At 33.6% G+C, this 18,520-nt stretch carries 10 protein-coding genes; 3 read left to right on the top strand and 7 right to left on the bottom strand.

Annotated elements, in window-relative coordinates:
- Positions 1-522: 522 nt before the first annotated feature.
- The 3 genes from EKM05_RS04425 (at position 523) to EKM05_RS04415 (ending at position 2,935) form a co-directional block, all read left to right on the top strand.
- Positions 523-759, top strand: a complete 237-nt coding sequence (locus EKM05_RS04425) for a hypothetical protein (RefSeq protein ID WP_126553738.1) — start codon at positions 523-525, stop codon at positions 757-759.
- Entirely contained in the window at positions 756-1,526 is a 771-nt protein-coding gene (locus EKM05_RS04420) for a nucleotidyl transferase AbiEii/AbiGii toxin family protein (RefSeq protein WP_126553736.1), read from the top strand. Before EKM05_RS04425 ends, EKM05_RS04420 begins: the two co-directional genes overlap by 4 nt.
- A 620-nt stretch (positions 1,527-2,146) precedes the next feature.
- Positions 2,147-2,935 carry a hypothetical protein gene (locus EKM05_RS04415; RefSeq protein ID WP_126553734.1) on the top strand — a complete coding sequence of 263 codons (789 nt, stop codon included), beginning with the start codon at positions 2,147-2,149 and terminating at the stop codon, positions 2,933-2,935.
- A 376-nt stretch (positions 2,936-3,311) separates the two neighbouring features.
- Here EKM05_RS04415 and EKM05_RS04410 read toward each other — a convergent pair whose 3' ends face one another.
- From EKM05_RS04410 to EKM05_RS04380, 7 genes are all read right to left on the bottom strand, one after another.
- Positions 3,312-5,039: a hypothetical protein gene (locus EKM05_RS04410; protein ID WP_126553732.1), complete on the bottom strand. Its 1,728-nt coding sequence runs from the start codon at positions 5,037-5,039 to the stop codon at positions 3,312-3,314.
- A gap of 49 nt (positions 5,040-5,088) precedes the next feature.
- Positions 5,089-6,378: an MFS transporter gene (locus EKM05_RS04405; protein WP_126462724.1), complete on the bottom strand. Its 1,290-nt coding sequence runs from the start codon at positions 6,376-6,378 to the stop codon at positions 5,089-5,091.
- Positions 6,378-7,436, bottom strand: coding sequence for a glycoside hydrolase family 130 protein (locus tag EKM05_RS04400; RefSeq protein WP_126553729.1), 1,059 nt, complete (start codon positions 7,434-7,436; stop codon positions 6,378-6,380). Before EKM05_RS04400 ends, EKM05_RS04405 begins: the two co-directional genes overlap by 1 nt.
- A gap of 47 nt (positions 7,437-7,483) precedes the next feature.
- Positions 7,484-9,190 carry a hypothetical protein gene (locus EKM05_RS04395; RefSeq protein ID WP_126553727.1) on the bottom strand — a complete coding sequence of 569 codons (1,707 nt, stop codon included), beginning with the start codon at positions 9,188-9,190 and terminating at the stop codon, positions 7,484-7,486.
- Between the two features lie 156 nt (positions 9,191-9,346).
- Complete coding sequence (locus tag EKM05_RS04390) at positions 9,347-10,822, bottom strand: RagB/SusD family nutrient uptake outer membrane protein (protein ID WP_126553725.1); 1,476 nt, start codon at positions 10,820-10,822, stop codon at positions 9,347-9,349.
- A 23-nt stretch (positions 10,823-10,845) separates the two neighbouring features.
- Entirely contained in the window at positions 10,846-13,941 is a 3,096-nt protein-coding gene (locus tag EKM05_RS04385) for a TonB-dependent receptor (protein ID WP_126553723.1), read from the bottom strand.
- Positions 13,942-14,153: 212 nt separating this feature from the next.
- Positions 14,154-18,362 carry a hybrid sensor histidine kinase/response regulator transcription factor gene (locus EKM05_RS04380; RefSeq protein ID WP_126553721.1) on the bottom strand — a complete coding sequence of 1,403 codons (4,209 nt, stop codon included), beginning with the start codon at positions 18,360-18,362 and terminating at the stop codon, positions 14,154-14,156.
- Positions 18,363-18,520 lie beyond the last annotated feature (158 nt).

The following is an 18,520-nucleotide window of genomic DNA, read 5'->3' as shown; positions in this document are numbered from 1 at the left end:
TAGAATTAGCGAACAAGCAATACATGAATAATGTAACAGTTTTATAAGCATTGGGGAAATACAATTTAAGGATTTAGAAAATTGATCTGGCAAAAAAAATTTATAAAAAAGCACTCAAACTTAACCCCAGCTCATCGAAGTCTCCTGACTTCGAAACAAAAGTATTTTCACCCAATCTTGGAGTTATAAAATAATCTGAAAAATTTTTCAATTTTGAAAAGAGCAACCATATAAATTATGCCCACTTTTTTTAGTAAATTTAAAACAAACATATAGTGCATAAGGATGGTATCTAAAGATATTCACGTTTTACAGCAAGTAGGTTTAATAATCAAAATACCCATAAATTGATCTGTTTTAACTGATTTAGACTAGCTAATTTGGATATTATATCGACTAGTTCTCTTTTGAACAGCTGTTTAACATTTATTAACCAATGTTATTAAAAAAAATCACTAATTTTGTATCGTGAAACAATCAGTTAACATAGCGACAATTTTTCCCAAACACTTATTTTGGGACATGGATCATAGTAAACTAAGTCTCTCCAGAGATAAGGATATTATAATCCCAAGAGCTTTGTTTGCCACAAACCAAGAATCTTTCGCAACAGATATTGTTAAATTAGAACAGTATTATTCCAAAACACTAATTCTTAAATACCTCAAAACCACAAAAGAGCGTATTAGTAATGAAGTTTGTGCAATGGTTGCAAAAAGATATAATGTACCCACTTTTGCACGTTTCAAACAAGTATGAGTGCAGTAAGTTCTATTCTAAAACAGACTATCTTAGAATTACAAAATTTATCAAGCATCTCGCAATTTGCATTGGGTGGTGGTACAAATTTGGCTTTAAGATACAATCATCGCATATCAATTGACATCGATTTTATCGCTCCGGTAATCATTGGAAGAATTGGTTTTGACCAAATTATAGAAGAAGTTGAAAACGTTTATGGTAAGAAGCAAGTAAATACAATGCTGTTAAATACAGAACTTGATGAACAATTTCTATTTTTAAAAATGTTTATTTCAAAAGAAGATCAAGTTATTAAAGTAGAGTTTTTGCAAAATATGAAATGCTTATTTACTCCAGAAGTATGTGATGATATTCGCGTGATTCATAAAACTGACATTGGTTTATTCAAATTAATGAGTGCTTCAAATCGTTTTGCCAAGAAGGATATTTACGATTTAGACTATATAACTGATGAAATGCCTTTAATAGAATTATTCAATCAATTCAAAATCAAATCAGAAAAATTTAACCAATCAGAGCATAAGACAATTTTTGATTTAGATAACGAAATAAATCCACTCGACAAACCTGAATTACTTTTAGAATTCGATAGTATAAAAAATTCAAAACAGAACAGACCATCACACTCAAGCGATAGAATAGAAGTATTAGAAAGCAGCAAAAGCTGGCAATTAGCCCGGTTAAATTGGCGTTCTAAAGTAAGAGAGTTATACAATCATCTTGGCAAAGATTTTCCTGCTCCAACAGGCACCAGAATAAAGTGAGCATTTAAACAAGTATTCATATAGTACCCAGGCTCTCTGAAGTCTCCTGACTTCAATATTTCTTTATAAGGATTATCTCTATCCAATTATAATAGTGTCATAAAAGTTGTATATATTTGAAAAAACAAAAACGATACAAACCTTCGCCAATCACCTTTATTTTGGTTTGTTTCGCCTATAGGTATGTTATGGGCTAGTTGTGCCGAAATTACGCAGATAAAAACAATCGAAAAATAAGCATTTGTTTCCGCAGAAAATCTCCAAGCAGAAGTGTGAAAATTGGAACTTATCAGCAGAAACTTTAAATTTTTTGCGCATAAATTATAAATCGAAAAGTGAAAAATCGAAAATAAAACGTTGAAAATTACGAAATGAAAAGCAGAAACGTAAAAGTTGAATTTTGCCAACAGAAGCGTGAAAAGGTATCAATATGAAAACCTGTGGGGAAACAAAAAATTATCTATTATTAAAACTAATTATAAATTGATTTTATCACATACACTTCCCATAAACACCCCCGCAATTTATTTAGGAAAAATTATTAGAATAAAACCAATAATTAAAATAGAGTAATTTTATTTAATGGTAAAATAGCCACTAGACATAAGTAAATTAATAAAATGAAACAAATGAGTCCATTGTCAATCGCTGCTTTAATACTTATTACTTTAGGTAGTTGTGGCGGAATAATTTTAACAATTGCTCAGTTCAAAAGTTCAGCTGCAGAAAATTTGGTTTTAAGAAATGATTTAAATGAAATAAAAAAAGAACGAGTTGTTCTTAGTAAAACTTTGGAGTTAAGAGATGCTAACATTACTGAGCAAAATATAAACATCCATGATTTAAGTTTAAAATTAGCTGAAAAATCCGAGTATATTCAGAATTACCTAACAGGAGGAAAAGGATATTTATTTTTGGATATAAGAAAGCTTTCTGAAAAAGGAACGTATGACAATTTTATGTTTCAATTAGATAACAAATTTGATTTACCATTATATAATATTGAGTGTGATATTTTCGATTATGATATAATTAAAAATAAATCCTACCACAAAAATAATTCTACACAACAGTCTATTAAATTAAGTGATTATAAAAGTGCTCGAATTTTAAGCGAAGAATTTTCAGAAATAGGAGCTAAAAGGTATATAACCATTGATCGAGTTTTTCCAGTTAAAGATTGCATTTATTATGCGAATATTCGAGCTAGAAATCAAACAGTTATTGCCAAACTAACTATATTGATTGTCGGAAAGGGTGACTACTTTGGATTTCAGATCGTAGATCAAAAAGGTAAAATATTAAAAGAAGATATAAACAAGTTGATCCCAAAAGAAATTTCAGATAAAATAAGAAGACGTTTAAACTCAATTCCCAATAACCTTTCCTTGACACTTGAAAATAATTAATTGCATTTGGGTATTCCGGGGCAAAAAATCGGCGGGTTAATTGTAATTTTGACAAAACAACCAGCCCATAACATTTAGCTACAAGAGATTTGGGCAATTGGCTTAATTTGGAAAAATGGTTTGTATTTGTGAGAATTTAGTTAAGCCGAAAAATAATGCTCATTTAGTCCCAAAACCCCAACTCTTCGAGGTCTTCTGACCTCGAAGCTATAGTAGTTATTTACTCGCTTTTATAATACAGTTTTAAATCAGCTCTTTGAAGTTTACTTACCTTGAAATATAAATAGTTACAGTTTTTCATAATTAGGTATTCAAATTTTAGTAAAAGTGGTGCCCGTAAAAAGAGCGTCATAATTCAAAACTTCCTATCAAAATTTTATTTTTTTTGTTGAAAATTATAATCTACAACAATTCCGTCAACCAACATCTTAGAACCTTCATACGTAATTGCTCCGCCTGAAGGGACACAAATAATAACTGCAGCACTTTCTGGGGCAATCTTTATTTTGGACAACGAAGAAACCTTTCGAGCAACAAAACGTCCGGATACTGTATTATATAAATCTACTTTTTTTCCTTGCTCTGTTTGTATAATAACTTTTTTAGTATTGCTATGAGGATTGTAATATAAAAAAGAAGGATAGGCTTTGTCTTTAAAAAAATCGGTAGCCAATAAATTTAATTGTAGAATTCCACTCACATTTGTTGCTCGAATAATACTTCCAAAAATACCCACATGTCCGCTTCCATAAACACTAAATTGAGATTCTTGAGGATTTTCACCCGCTACCCATAGTGGACCATCTCCTTGCGCAACAGGCCCTTTTAAATTTTCATACGCTTTATAACTGGATTGTTGAATTATACCTTCATATCCGATAACTCCTTTAGTAACCTCTGCCAATTGTGGAATCGTTTCATGTTCATCAGGCATGTATTGCGGATAGAAAAATCGAGAAGCATTGGCAGCATTCAACATCCATTTACCAATTGCCGTGGCATACGATTGATTGTAACGAACCATTGGAACCATTGGCCAAGCCATATCATAGGTATTCATCAAAAAACCATATCCTCCGTGATCCACCGTACTTCCCACTGTTCCTGAAATATCAAATCCATTCCAATTGCCTACTAATACGCCCCAACCTTCCCGGCAAATGGCGGTTCCATCGAAAGTCCACTCCAACATCTTAGCAGTGTCGTAATCTTCCCCCTCTTCAGCATTTATTCGGGCGGCCAAATAAGCACCAAAAGGCATTAATAATTCATAGGTTGGATTTATAGATTGAGATTGTAGTGCAGATAAGGCACTTTTGGCTCCTTTTAAATATCTTGGATCTCCAAACTTTTTATAAGCAGAATACAATACCCAGGCATGTCCAGCAGCTGCATCGGGTTGGGCACAGATGTTATTATTCATTGGTTTCATTTTACCGTAATCAAAATAAGAATAATTATAATTCCCATTCAATATCGAATCAGCTTTGAAGAATTTTTCAGCAATACTTCTCGCAATAACATCAAAACCAGGCTCGTTCGGATATTGATCATAAACAGCATAAAACAACAGATTTGGATAAACATCATACCACCAGTCTCTCCCATAACCTCCTCCTAACAAAGCAACCTCTGGACTAGTATTATTCATCATAATGTCCCAACCCGTTTCAGTATTAAAATAATTTTTCATCATACTGACATGATTCCGATTCTCTTGATTGCTTTTATCAATACCTACTAAACTAGCACCTAAAGTAGCTCCCATAGTAGCCAACGATTCGTGAAACATTCCTTTATTATTAGAAGGCCCTTGTCTTACATCGCCAACAGCAGTGTACAAACCAACAACATCTTGAGGAAAATTATTTTGGCTCTTGTCAATCCATACCAATGGCCAATATTTACCTTTAGCGTTGAAATCATATACGGTACTGTCAAAACGGACCGCCATTTTCTTATAATCTATTATTTGAAATGGTTTCGGCAAGTTGGGCATTTGATCTACACGAGCAATATTTTTTTGCTTTATTTGTGCTGAACCACTTAGTACGCAAAGGATAAAAAATAGACTTGTCAAAGTGATTTTGAAAATAGTATTCATTATTTGTTTGATTTAATTATAAATAAAAATTTATTTTTTGATTCTGTATTTAAACAATTTTCTCTGCAACTTCCTTCATAACTTTACTATCAATTTCAGGTTCATCTGGAGAAAGTAAATTTCCTTCTGCAATAATTTTTTTGGCGACAAAAATAGAACTCAACTGCAATACCGCTACAATTACAATTGCATATCGTAAGGCAATTTCGGTTGAGATAGTATATGCCAAAACCAAAAAAGTACCTGCTCCCAAAAAGCGACCTGCAAATAATCCTGCCTCATGATTCAAAATATAAGCAAATTCTCCTCTTTTTTCAATTTTTGAAACAATATCGATTACCTTAAATTGGATTGGAAAATAGGCCAAATCCATCAGCGGTTTAGCAATCAATAATAATAAAATAAAAATAATAACACCCGTTTGATTGAATAATAATCCATTGACCACTGCTCCTAAAGCAAACAAAACGAGTCCTGCTGTAAATATCTTAATTCGGTCTGAAGGTTTTGCAATTCTTCCTATAACATACATAATTACGGCTGCAATTATGGCTCCAATGGATTGTGCTGTACCCAATGCTCCTTCTTTTCCTATCAATAACATGATTAACATGGCGGGGGCTGTTACAAGAAAACCCTGTACCAAACCTTTCAATAAGGATAATGACAACAACTTATACCAGAGTTGGTGAAATTTAAAAAACACATATTTTTTCTGTATTGGATTTTGGAACGTCCCCCTAAAACAAACTATAGAGGCAATGACAGTTACTAAAAACACAATTCCGGTAATGATTAAATAAGCAGTATGAATTTGTGCGGTATCCCCGCTAGATTCAATAAACCAACCTATAGTAATCGGAATGACAACAGCAATAATCGTGTAAAAAAAAGTTTCCAAACCATAATAATAATTTCGGTTTGTATCATTAGTTATGGCCAATGCCAAATAATCTCGGTTAGACCAATAAAAACCAAAAGACAATCCCATAGTAATTCCAGCAAATCCTATTCCTACTAAATCAAGTGTCTTCAAGGACATCATAATCATCATAGAAACACCACTGAGCATCATTCCAGCTGAATATAGTTTTCTAATGTTGAAGTGTTTTAATAAATAACCATTTAGTAAAAAAGTGAGTGGAATCCCTGCATAAATTGTCAGTTGATAAATAACCACCTTAACGGGATCATTGGAACTTCGCATTACATAAGCAGCCACAAAAATATCTATTACTGGTAAAACGATGGCATACACCAGATTTGTAAGTACTAATATTTGAAAATTGTGCGTCTGACTTTTAAAATGACCAATTTCGGTTTTTAGTTTCTGGAACATTAGTTAAATTTTAAAAGTGAATAAATGTCTTTGATCGAAAATTCTGCACCACAAACAAACTCATCGGAAGCACCATAATAAATAGTGATAGTATCTCCGTCTGACTGCACAATATGTCCGTTAGTAAAAACTACGTTTCCAAAAAAACCACTCAATTCATAACTTGTTGTTGGAACCATTATAGGACCTTCTGTTCGTGCAATTACTTTAGTAGGGTCTTTTAAATCCATTAAAAAGGCACCCAAACAATATTGATGCGAGGCGTTAGCCCCATGATAAATAGACAACCAACCTTTTTCTGTTTTTATAGGGGCAGCACCTGCACCCACTCTTTTACTATCCCACAACCCGGCTCTGGTTTTAATAATACACTGGTGATTTCCCCAGTGCAAACCATCAGGAGAGGACGTAATCCAAATATAGTTCCCACCAATATCCACACTGCTTGGACGGTGTAAGGCGTAATACAAACCATTAATTTTCGCATCAAAGATGGCACAATCTTTATTATGCGGAGGCAACATCATTCCATGCGATTCAAAATTTTTCCAATCGGTGGTAGTGCGTAAACCAACGCCAACACCATTTGGAGAAACAGACGTAAAGGTCAAATAATACTTTCCGTCCAATAAAGCGACACGACAATCTTCAATTCCAAAAGTCTCCAACATACCTTCGCCAACCAAAGGAGGATAATTTTCTGGTTCATGAAATTCGATTCCATCCTCACTACATACTAATCGAAGATGCGATAGTGTCGTCAAATAATCAACCCCTTTATAATTAATGACTCTAGCATCACTGGCGTCTAATTCAGGATCATTTGTTGGGATTTCAATAATTTGAATCGCCCCTGTTTCCGTTAGTATTGGAAACGAAATGATATTTTCTTTTTGTTTGGGTCTTTCAGCAACTCTAACCAAAAGCCACGTTTTTCCTTCAAATTGAAATACTCCAGGATTAAGCAAGCAGGTAATTTCTAGACCCTCTCTACTAGGAGGAAGAGCTGCCGGTGATAATAAGGGATTTTGTGTAAAACGTTTTGCGATATCGATCATTTTTTATAGTGTAATTGTGTTTTTAATTTAAATAGTGTACTTCAAAATTAATAATGGTAATCGATGATATTTGTTCCTGCGATAAGTGTTTTATTTTTCATGGATGTTTTTATTTCTGATGGCACTATTATGAGTGTCATAGCTGTATTTGCATTTAATTTGAAATTAAAATTTCCAATAACCTTTCGTCCAATATATTTTTTTGATACACTATCATAAATATTTACGGAACTGTTCCCTACATTAAAGGATACATTTTTTATTTCTTTATAAGGGTTGTAAAACAAAAACGTAGGCAATGCTCTTGAAGAAAAGAAATCGGTTGCATTACAGTTTATTTTCAGAATTCCTTCCACATTTGCCGTGTCAACAATTGAGGCTAACATTCCAACCCAAGCTGATCCATAAGGACACAAATCGGTAGCTGAGGAATATTGTTTCATCTGATCACCCAAAGCATAAGGACCTTCATTTGCCAATACATCTTTATAAACTTCAAAACCATTACCGTGATCTAAATCTTTGCGAAGACCCTCATAGCAAATCACATGGTTTGGATCTCCCTGCCATACGGCACTGGTTTGTCTGTTTTTTGGATGTTCATCGCTATAGAAAAGTCGACTGGAATTTGATAAATTCAAAATCCATTTTCCAATGGTTTTAGAATAAGAAGGATTATATTTTACAATTGGAACCAATGCTGCCGCTTGCGAAAAGGTGTTCATTGCGAAAACATATTGCTCCTCTTTTTTCTGCCCCACTAAACCATCAACATCATATTGCCCCCATTTTTCAGCCATTACACCCCATCCATTACGGTCGGAGTTTTGCCCGTCAAAACACCAATTCAATAGTTTTATCTCGTCGTATTTTGTTCCTAATTCAGCATTCATTCGTACTGCCATGTAAGCACCATAAGGCATCATGATCTCATAATAAGCACCTTCTTTTTCTGGTCGGTTTTGTAAATAATCCATACAGGATTTACTCGCTTGAAGATAGGAAGCATCTCCCCATTTTTTCCAAGCGGTAAATTCAAGCCATGCTAAACCCGCAGCTGCATCTGGCTCATGCCAAACACCGTTATAAACTCCCTTGTTAGTTTTAAAATCGAAAGCAGTGAAATTAAAATCAGGATATTTTTTTTCTTTGGATAATCTATTTATACAGACAATCCACTTATCGGCATTCAATTTCATGATGTCAGCGATTTCCTTTTTTTTAGGATATTGGTCCACGAGCATATTGAACGCCATTCCTGGAAAAATATCATACCAAAAGGTTTCACCTGTTTTTCTGTCAACAGAATTCATAACTAAATTTTCTCCGTTTTTAGTATTATAAAATTGTCGACACATTGATACAAAATCAATTCCGTTGTAATTACTTTTATCAATTCCTACCAATGACGCACCCAAAACAGAACCAATTACGGGTAATGATTCATAGCTAGACTGTTTATTCATATTTCTTGAAGCACCAACATAACTTGGAATCCCGAAAGAACGAATGGGTACATTTACTTTATTATCATCCCACCAAATTAATGGCAGAAGTGGTCCCTTAGCATTAAAATCATATAAAAGCGAATCTTGTTGCGCTGTTACTTTTTTCCAATCCTTCATCTTGTAGGGCGTCGGCATATTAGGCATTGCATCAACCAAACGAATTGAAATTTGTTCTGCGGCTTTTTGTGCATATCCTAATTGAAAAGTCGCCAGAGCAATAAAAATAACTATTTTGCTTTTTATCATGTTTTTATTTTTTAATGCTGGATTATATTGATTCTCTGATTCCGAATAAAGAGTTATTTCATAATTTGTTTAAAAAAAAGAAGCAGTAATTTTTAGTATTTAACTACTACTTCTCAATGGTACTAACTAACTAATTCGCTAACCAAACTTTATTGTCTAATATCCAGGATTTTGTATCAAAAGACCTGCAGAGGCATCAATTTCTGATTGAGGGATTGGATACAACATATGTCGGTCTTGAAAATTTTTCCCATGAGCGGTCATAACTGCTTTCGCAATTCCCCATCTTTTTAAATCCAGCATTCTTTGATTTTCAAACCCGAGTTCGGCTCTTCTTTCTGAAATCAACCAGCCTTTGACAACTGCTTTGTCAGAAGAATTAGCTCTGTCTAATAATGTGCCGCTTGGCGGAACTAAACCAAGTGCATTTACCGTAGTTCTGGCTCTGGCTCTTATTTGGTTAATTATAGCAATCGCTCCAGAATAATCACCCGTTTCGTTAAGCGCCTCTGCTTTCCAAAGTAAAGCATCGGCCATACGCATGTAAATTTTATTATTAGGTGCTTCATCATTGCCTTTATTCGTTCCATCTAAGCTTCCTAACATTTTATTTACATTGCGATTTGTAGTATTTACAGTATATAATTTTCGGGGATCATTAACCTCAAAGGAATTAAGAAAGTCTGTACTGGGAGCAAAGAATCCCCAATCTAATGGTGCACAAATTCCATTTCCTTTTCTGGGAGTCTGCCCTCCTTGATGATTAAACGCAAAAATAACCTCCAAATCTGTAAACTCGGTGCTAAAACTATCAAAATAATTAGCATTCAGGCTATATCCAAGTGGAGTCAATTCGTTTACAAGAGTGATTACTTCTGCCCAGTTTTGTGTATACAATGCTGCTTTGGCCTGAAGAGCGATTACGGCTCCCTTTGAGACTCTCCATTTTTCAGTAGTTGAGCTGTATTTTGAATTTGGCAAAAGCCCTTTTGCCAATACTAAATCGGCTTTAATACTGCCCCAGACTAATGCTTTGTCAGCTCGAATGGCATTCGTAAAAGCTTCTTGATAGGTTTGAACAGGAGCCAAAATTAATGGCACGTCACCAAAATTAGTCACCAATGAAAAATAATAATAGGATCTTAAAAAATAAGCTTCTCCCAAGAGTTGATTCTTTCTTTCAGAAGTGATACCCGTAACAGACTCAATGTCAGATCTTGTTAAGAAACCAATAGCAATATTAGTTCTTTTGATTCCTTCATAATCATATTTCCATAATCCGTTTGGTCCGCCATTAGTAGAAGTAAAAGTATAATTATTGATATCATCCATCCAAGGCTGATCTCCGTCAGGATTCCATTTTTTTTCCATATCGTCAGAAGCAATGTCCTGCATTACATAATCATTTTGAAAAACAAGCCCTCCATTCCAATCCCATTGTGCCAAAAGATTCAAACTATTTGAAAGTAAGTAGTAGGATGAGTTTACCGAAAGCTCTACCGAAGTAAGAGTTGGAGTAGTATTTGCCTGCTTCAAAGTTGTTGCTCCTATGGGATCAGTAGTAAGCTCATCTTGGCAGCTAACTGCAAACAATAAGCTCATAAAGATTGATGCTATAAATATTTTTTTCATAATTTAATATTTTAAAAGTTGAATTAAAGTTGAACTTGAAGTCCCAAAATAAATGCTTTTGATTGAGGGTAGGTTCCTTTATCAATCAATGAAGTTGATTCTGGATCTAATCCTGTGTATTTTGTAATTGTGAAAAGGTTTTGACTTGAAGCATAAATACGTAAATTTTTAACTCCAATAACCTTACTATCAAACGTATATCCTATTTCAATATTTTTTAATCTAAGGTAAGAAGCATCTTCAACAAAAACACTGGAAACATTTCCTCCTCCATTATTATTGAAAGTAACTCGTGGTGTTGTATTACTGGTCCCTTCACCATGCCAGCTATCCAGCACCGAAACCATAGAGTTGAATGGACGACTATCGTAATTTAAAATTTGCTTCAAATCGTTGTAACGATCCACTCCTTCTACCCCTTGTAATAAGAATGAAATATCAAAATTTTTGTATTCTCCCGAAAATGAAAAACCATAGGTCATTTTTGGAATAGGATTTCCTATAATAGCTCTATCATCAGCATTAATCTGACCATCTCCATTTAAATCCTTGAACTTAATGTCCCCGGGCTGTGTATTATTTGAGTTTGAAAATAAAGTAGTATTTATTTCAGTATCGTTTTGATAAATGCCGTCAAATACAAGACCATAATAGGAACTAATGGCTTGTCCAACTTCCGTTTTTGTATGGGTCCCATCATCAATAATATTCTTCACATAAGTTTGAAGTTTATTCACCCTATTAGTTAATGTGGCAACATTTGCATTTATATTATATTTAAAAGCATGATCATTATCCTGAAAATTTAAACCAAGTTCAAATCCTTTATTACTTACAGCCCCTGCATTTACAATTGTACTTTCAATTACACCAACAGAAACCGCTGGCAAGTTTACCGATAATAGAATATCAGTTGTGTTTTTTTCAAAGTAATCCGTTGACAATGAAAGTTTATTTTTAAGGATACTCAAATCCAATCCAAAGTTAGTTTGAGTTGTAGTTTCCCATTTAAGATCAGGATTCCCGTATCGAATGATGTTGACTATTCCGCCTGTTGTTGAAACTAGAGTTTCAAAAGCATTATTCGGTATTTCCTGATTGCCTGATTGCCCCCAACTGGCTCTTAATTTTAAGTTAGAAATCCAATCTATTTTAGACATAAAATTTTCTTTTGATACTATCCACCCACCAGAAACAGATGGAAAATAGCCCCATTTATTATTGGCTCCAAATCTGGAAGAGGCATCAGCTCTCATGGTAGCAGTTGCAAAGTATTTGTTATTAAATCCATAAGTACCCGAAGCAAAATAAGATAAAAGAGCCCAATTGCTCGCTGAACCAGAACTATATGGAAAGGCTCTTATTACATTCCCATCGGCATCTAAAACACCTTGACCACCATAATCAAGATATCTGAAAGAGTCAGAAGTGTTATCAAAATTTTGTCTGCTACCGCCTATTGCAGCAGCATCGCTAGTAATGCTTTCCTGACCTAACAATAAATTGACGCTGTGCTTTTCATTAATTGTTTTTACATAGTTTAAAGTGTTCGTAAAAGTGAATGTCATACCTTGACCTCTATTTTCATCTAGTACATTAGGTCTATTATTTCTTCCCAGACCATAATAAGTATTATTGACATCACTGATATTAGCATCTCCAAAATTTTGAGCGAAATTTTTGTTATGGGTAAATTGAATATCAACACCCACATTACTTTTAAATTTTAAAGAATTATCTTTTAAGAAAGCATATTCTCCATATACATTTCCAAATGTTTGAAACGTATTTCTTTTGTCATCTGTAAAATGGACTATAGCAATTGGGTTTGAAGTAAATTCATAATTTTGACTCCATCCATTATCAGGTCCCGTATAGAAAGGTAAATCCGTATATGGATTGCTTGCAGAATAGGTGGGATCATTAATGTCTTTATAAACCCCTAATATTGGCGAACGCAATAAAGCATGGCGAATGATACCTGGTGCATCTCCACTGGAAGATAATTTGTCTTGTTTTGCATGGCTAATCTGGAGATTAGTTCCCACATTAAACCGATCTGAAACATTCGCATTAATATTTGCTCTAAAATTTACACGCTGGTATTTATCATGGTTTTCTACTACAATTCCATCCATTCCAAAATAACCTCCTGAAATTAAGTATTGCAAATTTTCAGAACCTCCACTAATTGAAGCTTGGAAATTTTTTGAAATCCCAGTTGTAAACAATTCATCCTGCCAATTTGTATTGGCTAAATCACTTCTGCTTCTGTCTGCTACATAAGGGCTAATTGCCGAGGAAGAATTCCCTATAGTATTATGCCAAGCCTGATCTTTTACCGTTAAGTATTGATCTGTATTTAACATTTTAGGGAGATTCGTTGCAAAATGAAGTCCCGAGTAATAATCGGCACTAATTGTTGATTTCCCTTTTTGTCCGCTTTTGGTTGTAATAACCACCACTCCTCCAGCAGCTCTTGAACCATAGACTGCTCCTGCGGCGGCATCCTTCAATACCGTCATCGATTTCACATCCGATTGATTAAGAAAAGAAATATCGCGAGTAGAAACGCCGTCAACAACATATAAAACATCGTTATTTCCTAATGTTCCTTCTCCTCTTATTCGAATTTTAATACCATCACCAGGAGCTCCCGTATTTGCAGCTACAAAAACACCAGCTATTTGTCCTTGTAAAGCTTGTGCCACATCGGGTACTTTTGTTTTTGAAAGGCTCTCCATATCTACCATAGAAACGGCACTACTTATGGATGCCTTTTTTTGGCTATTGTACCCAACTATAATTACTTCATTTAAAGAATTCAAGTCTTCTTTTAGGGTAATAATTAAATCTGTTCTTCCTGATACAGGTACTTCTTGGCTTAGATAGCCAAGATAACTAATGACAAGGATAGCGTTAGAATTCACTGTAGAAATGGTAAAACTACCATCAATATCAGTTACCGTTCCTGTTGTTGTTCCTTTAACGATTACATTTACTTGTGGTATGGGACCATTTTTATCTGATACAATCCCTTTTATGGTTTGGGCATACAATGCACTCCCTGATAATATGGTCCAAAGTAAAAACAAAGTATAAACAGTACTTTTTTTCATGATAAGAAAGTATTAAATTGATTATTAACTAGAATATTTTTTTTCATGTTCATAAAAATTAGGTTAATTAAATGCATTAATGGTTTTTTGGTTTGTAATTCATAAATCATTTTATAAAATTAGCAGGAGGACACATAGAATTATGTACACTATTTCATCAAAAGTGTACACGAATCAAAAACGCATTGATTTACAGATGTTTAAAATAATAATTAGTACTTAGCTTTGTACTTAAATTGATAGTTTTTTGGAGTGCTATCATACATTTTTTTAAACTCCCTGTAAAAATAGGAACGATTATTAAAACCTGATTGGTAGCATACTTCCGAAACCGTCAATACATTTTTACGCAAAAGTTCTGCAGCATGTTTTAAGCGTATTGTCCGAATTAAATCTCCTGGTGTAAAACCAAAAATCTGTTTTATTTTTCGATATAATTGAGAACTGCTAATACCTAATTCTTTTTCGATGAATAAACTTTGAAGATTCTCGTTGTCAATATTTTTTCGAATTAACTCAATTACCTTTTTCACAAAGTCTTTTTCTTCCTTTTCTATGGGAAGATTTGTGAGGTTCTCGATAAGAGTATCCTGAGTAAAATATTTATGTATTTGTTCTTTTTCTTCCAGCAGTTTTTGAATTCGGATTAAAAGATGATCGGGATGAAAGGGTTTTGGAATATAAGAATTAGCACCGCTTTCAATTCCTTCAATTCGTTGTAAAACCGAATCTTTGGCAGTAAGCATGATAAATGGAATATGACAAGTCTTAATTTCTTTTTTTACTTTTTCACAAAGTGCCACTCCATCCATAAAAGGCATCATTATATCGCTTATAATAAGATCCGGAATTTGAGTTTCAAGAATATTCAACGCTTCTAAGCCATTATAGGAGACAATAATTCTATACTTTTCTCCTAGTAATTCATTCAAAAAGAGATGAATGTCTTTTTCATCTTCAACAATTAATATTGTTTTACGATGGTCTTCCAGAGTTGCAAGAGATGCTATTTTAGGGTTTATGGTATCCGATATCTTAGGATTTTCTTCCAGAATATTTTTGAGATGGTGAGAAATCAAAATAGGACTTAACTCTGTATCCAATTCTTTTTCACTAAATACTTCTTTGCTGCAAGGTAACAGAATCGTAAAGGTTGTTTTTTCATTTGCAATGCTTGAAACAATAATTTCGCCTCTCAAGAAGGTAACAAGTTTTTTAATATAGGCGAGCCCAATACCGGTTCTAAACAGATCATTATCGGTTCCTTTATTTGTGTCAGAAAGAAAAAATCGATCAAATAAAGAATCTAATTTTTCTTGCGGAATTCCTTTTCCTGTATTAACTATCGTGATATTTAATCGTTTTGGATCTCCATCCTCAATATGAAATTTAAGGTCAATTTTACCATTAACTGGAGTATATTTAAATGCATTTGACATCAGGTTAAATACTATTTTCTCAATTTTATCCTTGTCAAACCAAGCCAACAATTCAGACGGAATATCCAGATGGTAATTAATATTTTTACTGAGCGCCCATTCATCAAATAGTTCCGCAATTTGTTCTACTAAATTCACCAGATCAAACTCCTTTACACTTACTTCTAAATAATCATATTCGGCTTTTCTAAATTCGAGTAATTGCTGTGTTAAGAACAGTAATCTTGAAGTGTTTCTCTGAATCATCTGAATAAACTTCTGATTCTTTTCACTCAAATTTGTCGTTTCAGACAACTTTTGTATGGGACCTACAATCAAGGTCAAAGGCGTTTGAAACTCATGGGCTATATTAGTAAAAAAGGTAAGGCGGTTTTCATGTAGCTCTTCTTCCCGTTTTCTAAAAAGAATATTTTGGCTCAAAGATTGGCGTTTCTTGTAATAACTAAGTACAAACAAGATGAAAAGCACAGCCAATACAGTATAAATTACAAAGGCAAGATTCGATTGCCAGAGAACGGGTTTAATTCGGATGTCAATTGCATGAACCGGATCACTCCAAACACCGTCACTATTAGACCACTTTATCCACAGGGAATAATTCCCTCTGGGAACATTCGTAAAGGAAATAATTCTTCGGTTATTGATTGTATTCCATTCCTTATCAAATTTTTTCAGTTGGTAGGCATATTGGCATTTTTCACTGTTTATATAAGTTAATGCGGCCAACTCAATATCAAAAAAGTTTTGATTATGATCTAAAACAATAGACGGATGTGTATCCGAATCAGGCGAAATAACCAATCCCTGATAATAGGGAACTGCTTGGTTTTGTCCACTAATTTTATCAATTAAAATATCAGGAATTACAGAGGATTCTTTTATATTTTGAGGAAGAAAATAATTAAACCCTTTTATTCCTCCCATAAAAATAAAATCTGATTTTGGATCTTGGTAAAATGCTCCATCAGCAAATTCATTGTTTTGCAAGCCTTCATTTTTAGTGTAATTGATAAACTTTGATTCTTCTAGAACAAAGTTGGACAGTCCAAAATTAGTACTTAACCATAGATTAGATTTCGAATCCGAAACAATCCCATGAATGGTGTTATTTGGGAGACCTTGATTGGTAGTATAACTTTTAAAAATAGCCCTGCCATCGCTTCCTAAATGATTTAAAAGATTTAAACCAAAACTGGTTCCTATCCAAAGCCTATTTTCTCCATCTTTTTTCAAACTCAATATATCATTATTGGATAGGCTTTTTGGATCACCTTTTATGTTTTTGTAAGTTTGAAATTTTTCTGTTATTTTGTCAAAAAGATTCAAACCTCCCAATCGGGTTCCTATCCAAAGTTGGTTCTCCTTCTCGGGTACTATGGAGTAAATAATATTACTGCTTAAAGCATTTTTTTCTTTATTATCAGCTTGGTATATCTTAAACTGACTTACTTTCAGGTTTTCTCCAGAACGCTCAATTTTGCAACGAATCATCCCATAACCATTCGTTCCAAGCCAAATGAATCCTTTTTTATCCTGATAAATGGCATAAACAGATTTGAAATAGTGGCATTGTTCCTTTCCCAGAATTTCTGACCAACTGACTAATTTTGATTTTGCCAAGTCGTAAACAGTAATTCCATTTCCATCGGTTCCTATAAAAACAAGCCCATCTTGTCCTTTGCATAAAGAAAACACCGCATTATTAATAAGGCTATTGTTTTCGTTAAAATTTTTATATTCTAACGTTTTATCCGGATTTTGATAAAAATTAGGAGCCAATCGAAACAGTCCTTTTCCTTTTGTTCCTACCCAAAATGAATTTCCCTTTATTTCTAAAAATGCCCTCACAATACCACCATCCAGTTCAGGAATTTGTGTTTTTGAAATTAGATTGAATGGTTTTTTAAGCGGATACATTTTAAAAATTCCATCCCCATCAGTACCGGTCCAAATCACATTTTCACTCCCTTGAATCAAAGCAGTCACTTTTTGATTCTTGAGATATTTCAACCAGGGTTTAGTGAAGACATTTCCCAAACTATCAATAATACGATAACCCGAATGGCTAGATAAAACAAGACCCTCAGGCACATGACCAATACTGTTTTCTATATTTTGTACTGGAATTTCCTTGTTTTTTTTATCCGACATGGAATGTAATATAACTTTCCCTGAGGTCGGAATAACAACTATTTTCTGATTAGACATTATTTCAAACGTTCTAATATTGACAGAAATCAAGGCTGTTTTTGAAATTATTTTTCCGTTTGCTTTGGCATTCTCAATAGACAAGGAATAAAGTTCTTGATCTTCAAACAATACGATCAAATCGCCCTTAGATGTAAATTCCATTTTTTTAACGGATTTTCTAGGAAGATTTTTAGAACTTAATAATTGAAAAGCCGTACCGTCGAAATAACCAATCCCCCAGTCTTTTACGGCACAAAAGACTTTTTTGGATGGATCAAGTGCCATATTGAATTCTGATTCCGATAATGGAGGGCTATTCTTTCTGGAAAAATAATAACGTTCAAAACGATCCGTTTTTTTGTTATATTGATTAATTCCGTGCATTGTCAAGATCCAGATCCTACCCAAATCATCTTCGTCTACTTTAAGAATGACCTGATTACTAAGGCTATTTTCTTTATTAATTTCGGGTCTGAAAATTTTGAAATTAGTCCCGTCATATCGGTTTAAACCATCCCAAGTCCCAACCCAAAGTAAATTTTCAGAATCTTGAAAAATAGTATTCACAGAGCTATTGGAAAGTCCCTTAGTATTATCAAGTTGCTCTAGAGAATATTTTAAATCACCTCTCCTAGAAGAATCTAGTAAGGACAAATTGATAGTGTCAGTTTTTGATCTTGCTATTAATGGACTAACTTTTTTTGAATCGTCCAAAGATGCTGATTCCTCTTTCTTGTTACAGGCAATAAATCCCATAAAAATAAAACCAACAACTATCTTTCTTATTTTCAATTTGGCAAATCTTTTTTTTAATTTATAATGATAATATTTACTTTAGAATAAAAAGATTTTTTTTGAATATGAGTAGCACAAATATTCAAAAGGGAATATGCTTAAAAACATATATCTAAAATAAAACATACTGAAATCGATATAACTAGGTGTCCAAA

It is taken from the genome of Flavobacterium sp. GSP27 (genome assembly GCF_003970395.1).
In the GTDB taxonomy this organism is placed as follows: Bacteria; Bacteroidota; Bacteroidia; order Flavobacteriales; family Flavobacteriaceae; genus Flavobacterium.
Note: the sequence above shows the minus strand (reverse complement) of the source record. Positions and strands in the feature narration are given on the sequence as shown.

What these genes read in the sequence shown, in the direction of transcription:
- EKM05_RS04425 (WP_126553738.1), top strand. Translation starts at nt 523, where the DNA reads ATGGATCATAGTAAACTAAGTCTCTCCAGAGATAAGGATATTATAATC.
- EKM05_RS04420 (WP_126553736.1), top strand. Translation starts at nt 756, where the DNA reads ATGAGTGCAGTAAGTTCTATTCTAAAACAGACTATCTTAGAATTACAA.
- EKM05_RS04415 (WP_126553734.1), top strand. Translation starts at nt 2,147, where the DNA reads ATGAAACAAATGAGTCCATTGTCAATCGCTGCTTTAATACTTATTACT.
- EKM05_RS04410 (WP_126553732.1), bottom strand. Translation starts at nt 5,039, where the DNA reads ATGAATACTATTTTCAAAATCACTTTGACAAGTCTATTTTTTATCCTT.
- EKM05_RS04405 (WP_126462724.1), bottom strand. Translation starts at nt 6,378, where the DNA reads ATGTTCCAGAAACTAAAAACCGAAATTGGTCATTTTAAAAGTCAGACG.
- EKM05_RS04400 (WP_126553729.1), bottom strand. Translation starts at nt 7,436, where the DNA reads ATGATCGATATCGCAAAACGTTTTACACAAAATCCCTTATTATCACCG.
- EKM05_RS04395 (WP_126553727.1), bottom strand. Translation starts at nt 9,190, where the DNA reads ATGATAAAAAGCAAAATAGTTATTTTTATTGCTCTGGCGACTTTTCAA.
- EKM05_RS04390 (WP_126553725.1), bottom strand. Translation starts at nt 10,822, where the DNA reads ATGAAAAAAATATTTATAGCATCAATCTTTATGAGCTTATTGTTTGCA.
- EKM05_RS04385 (WP_126553723.1), bottom strand. Translation starts at nt 13,941, where the DNA reads ATGAAAAAAAGTACTGTTTATACTTTGTTTTTACTTTGGACCATATTA.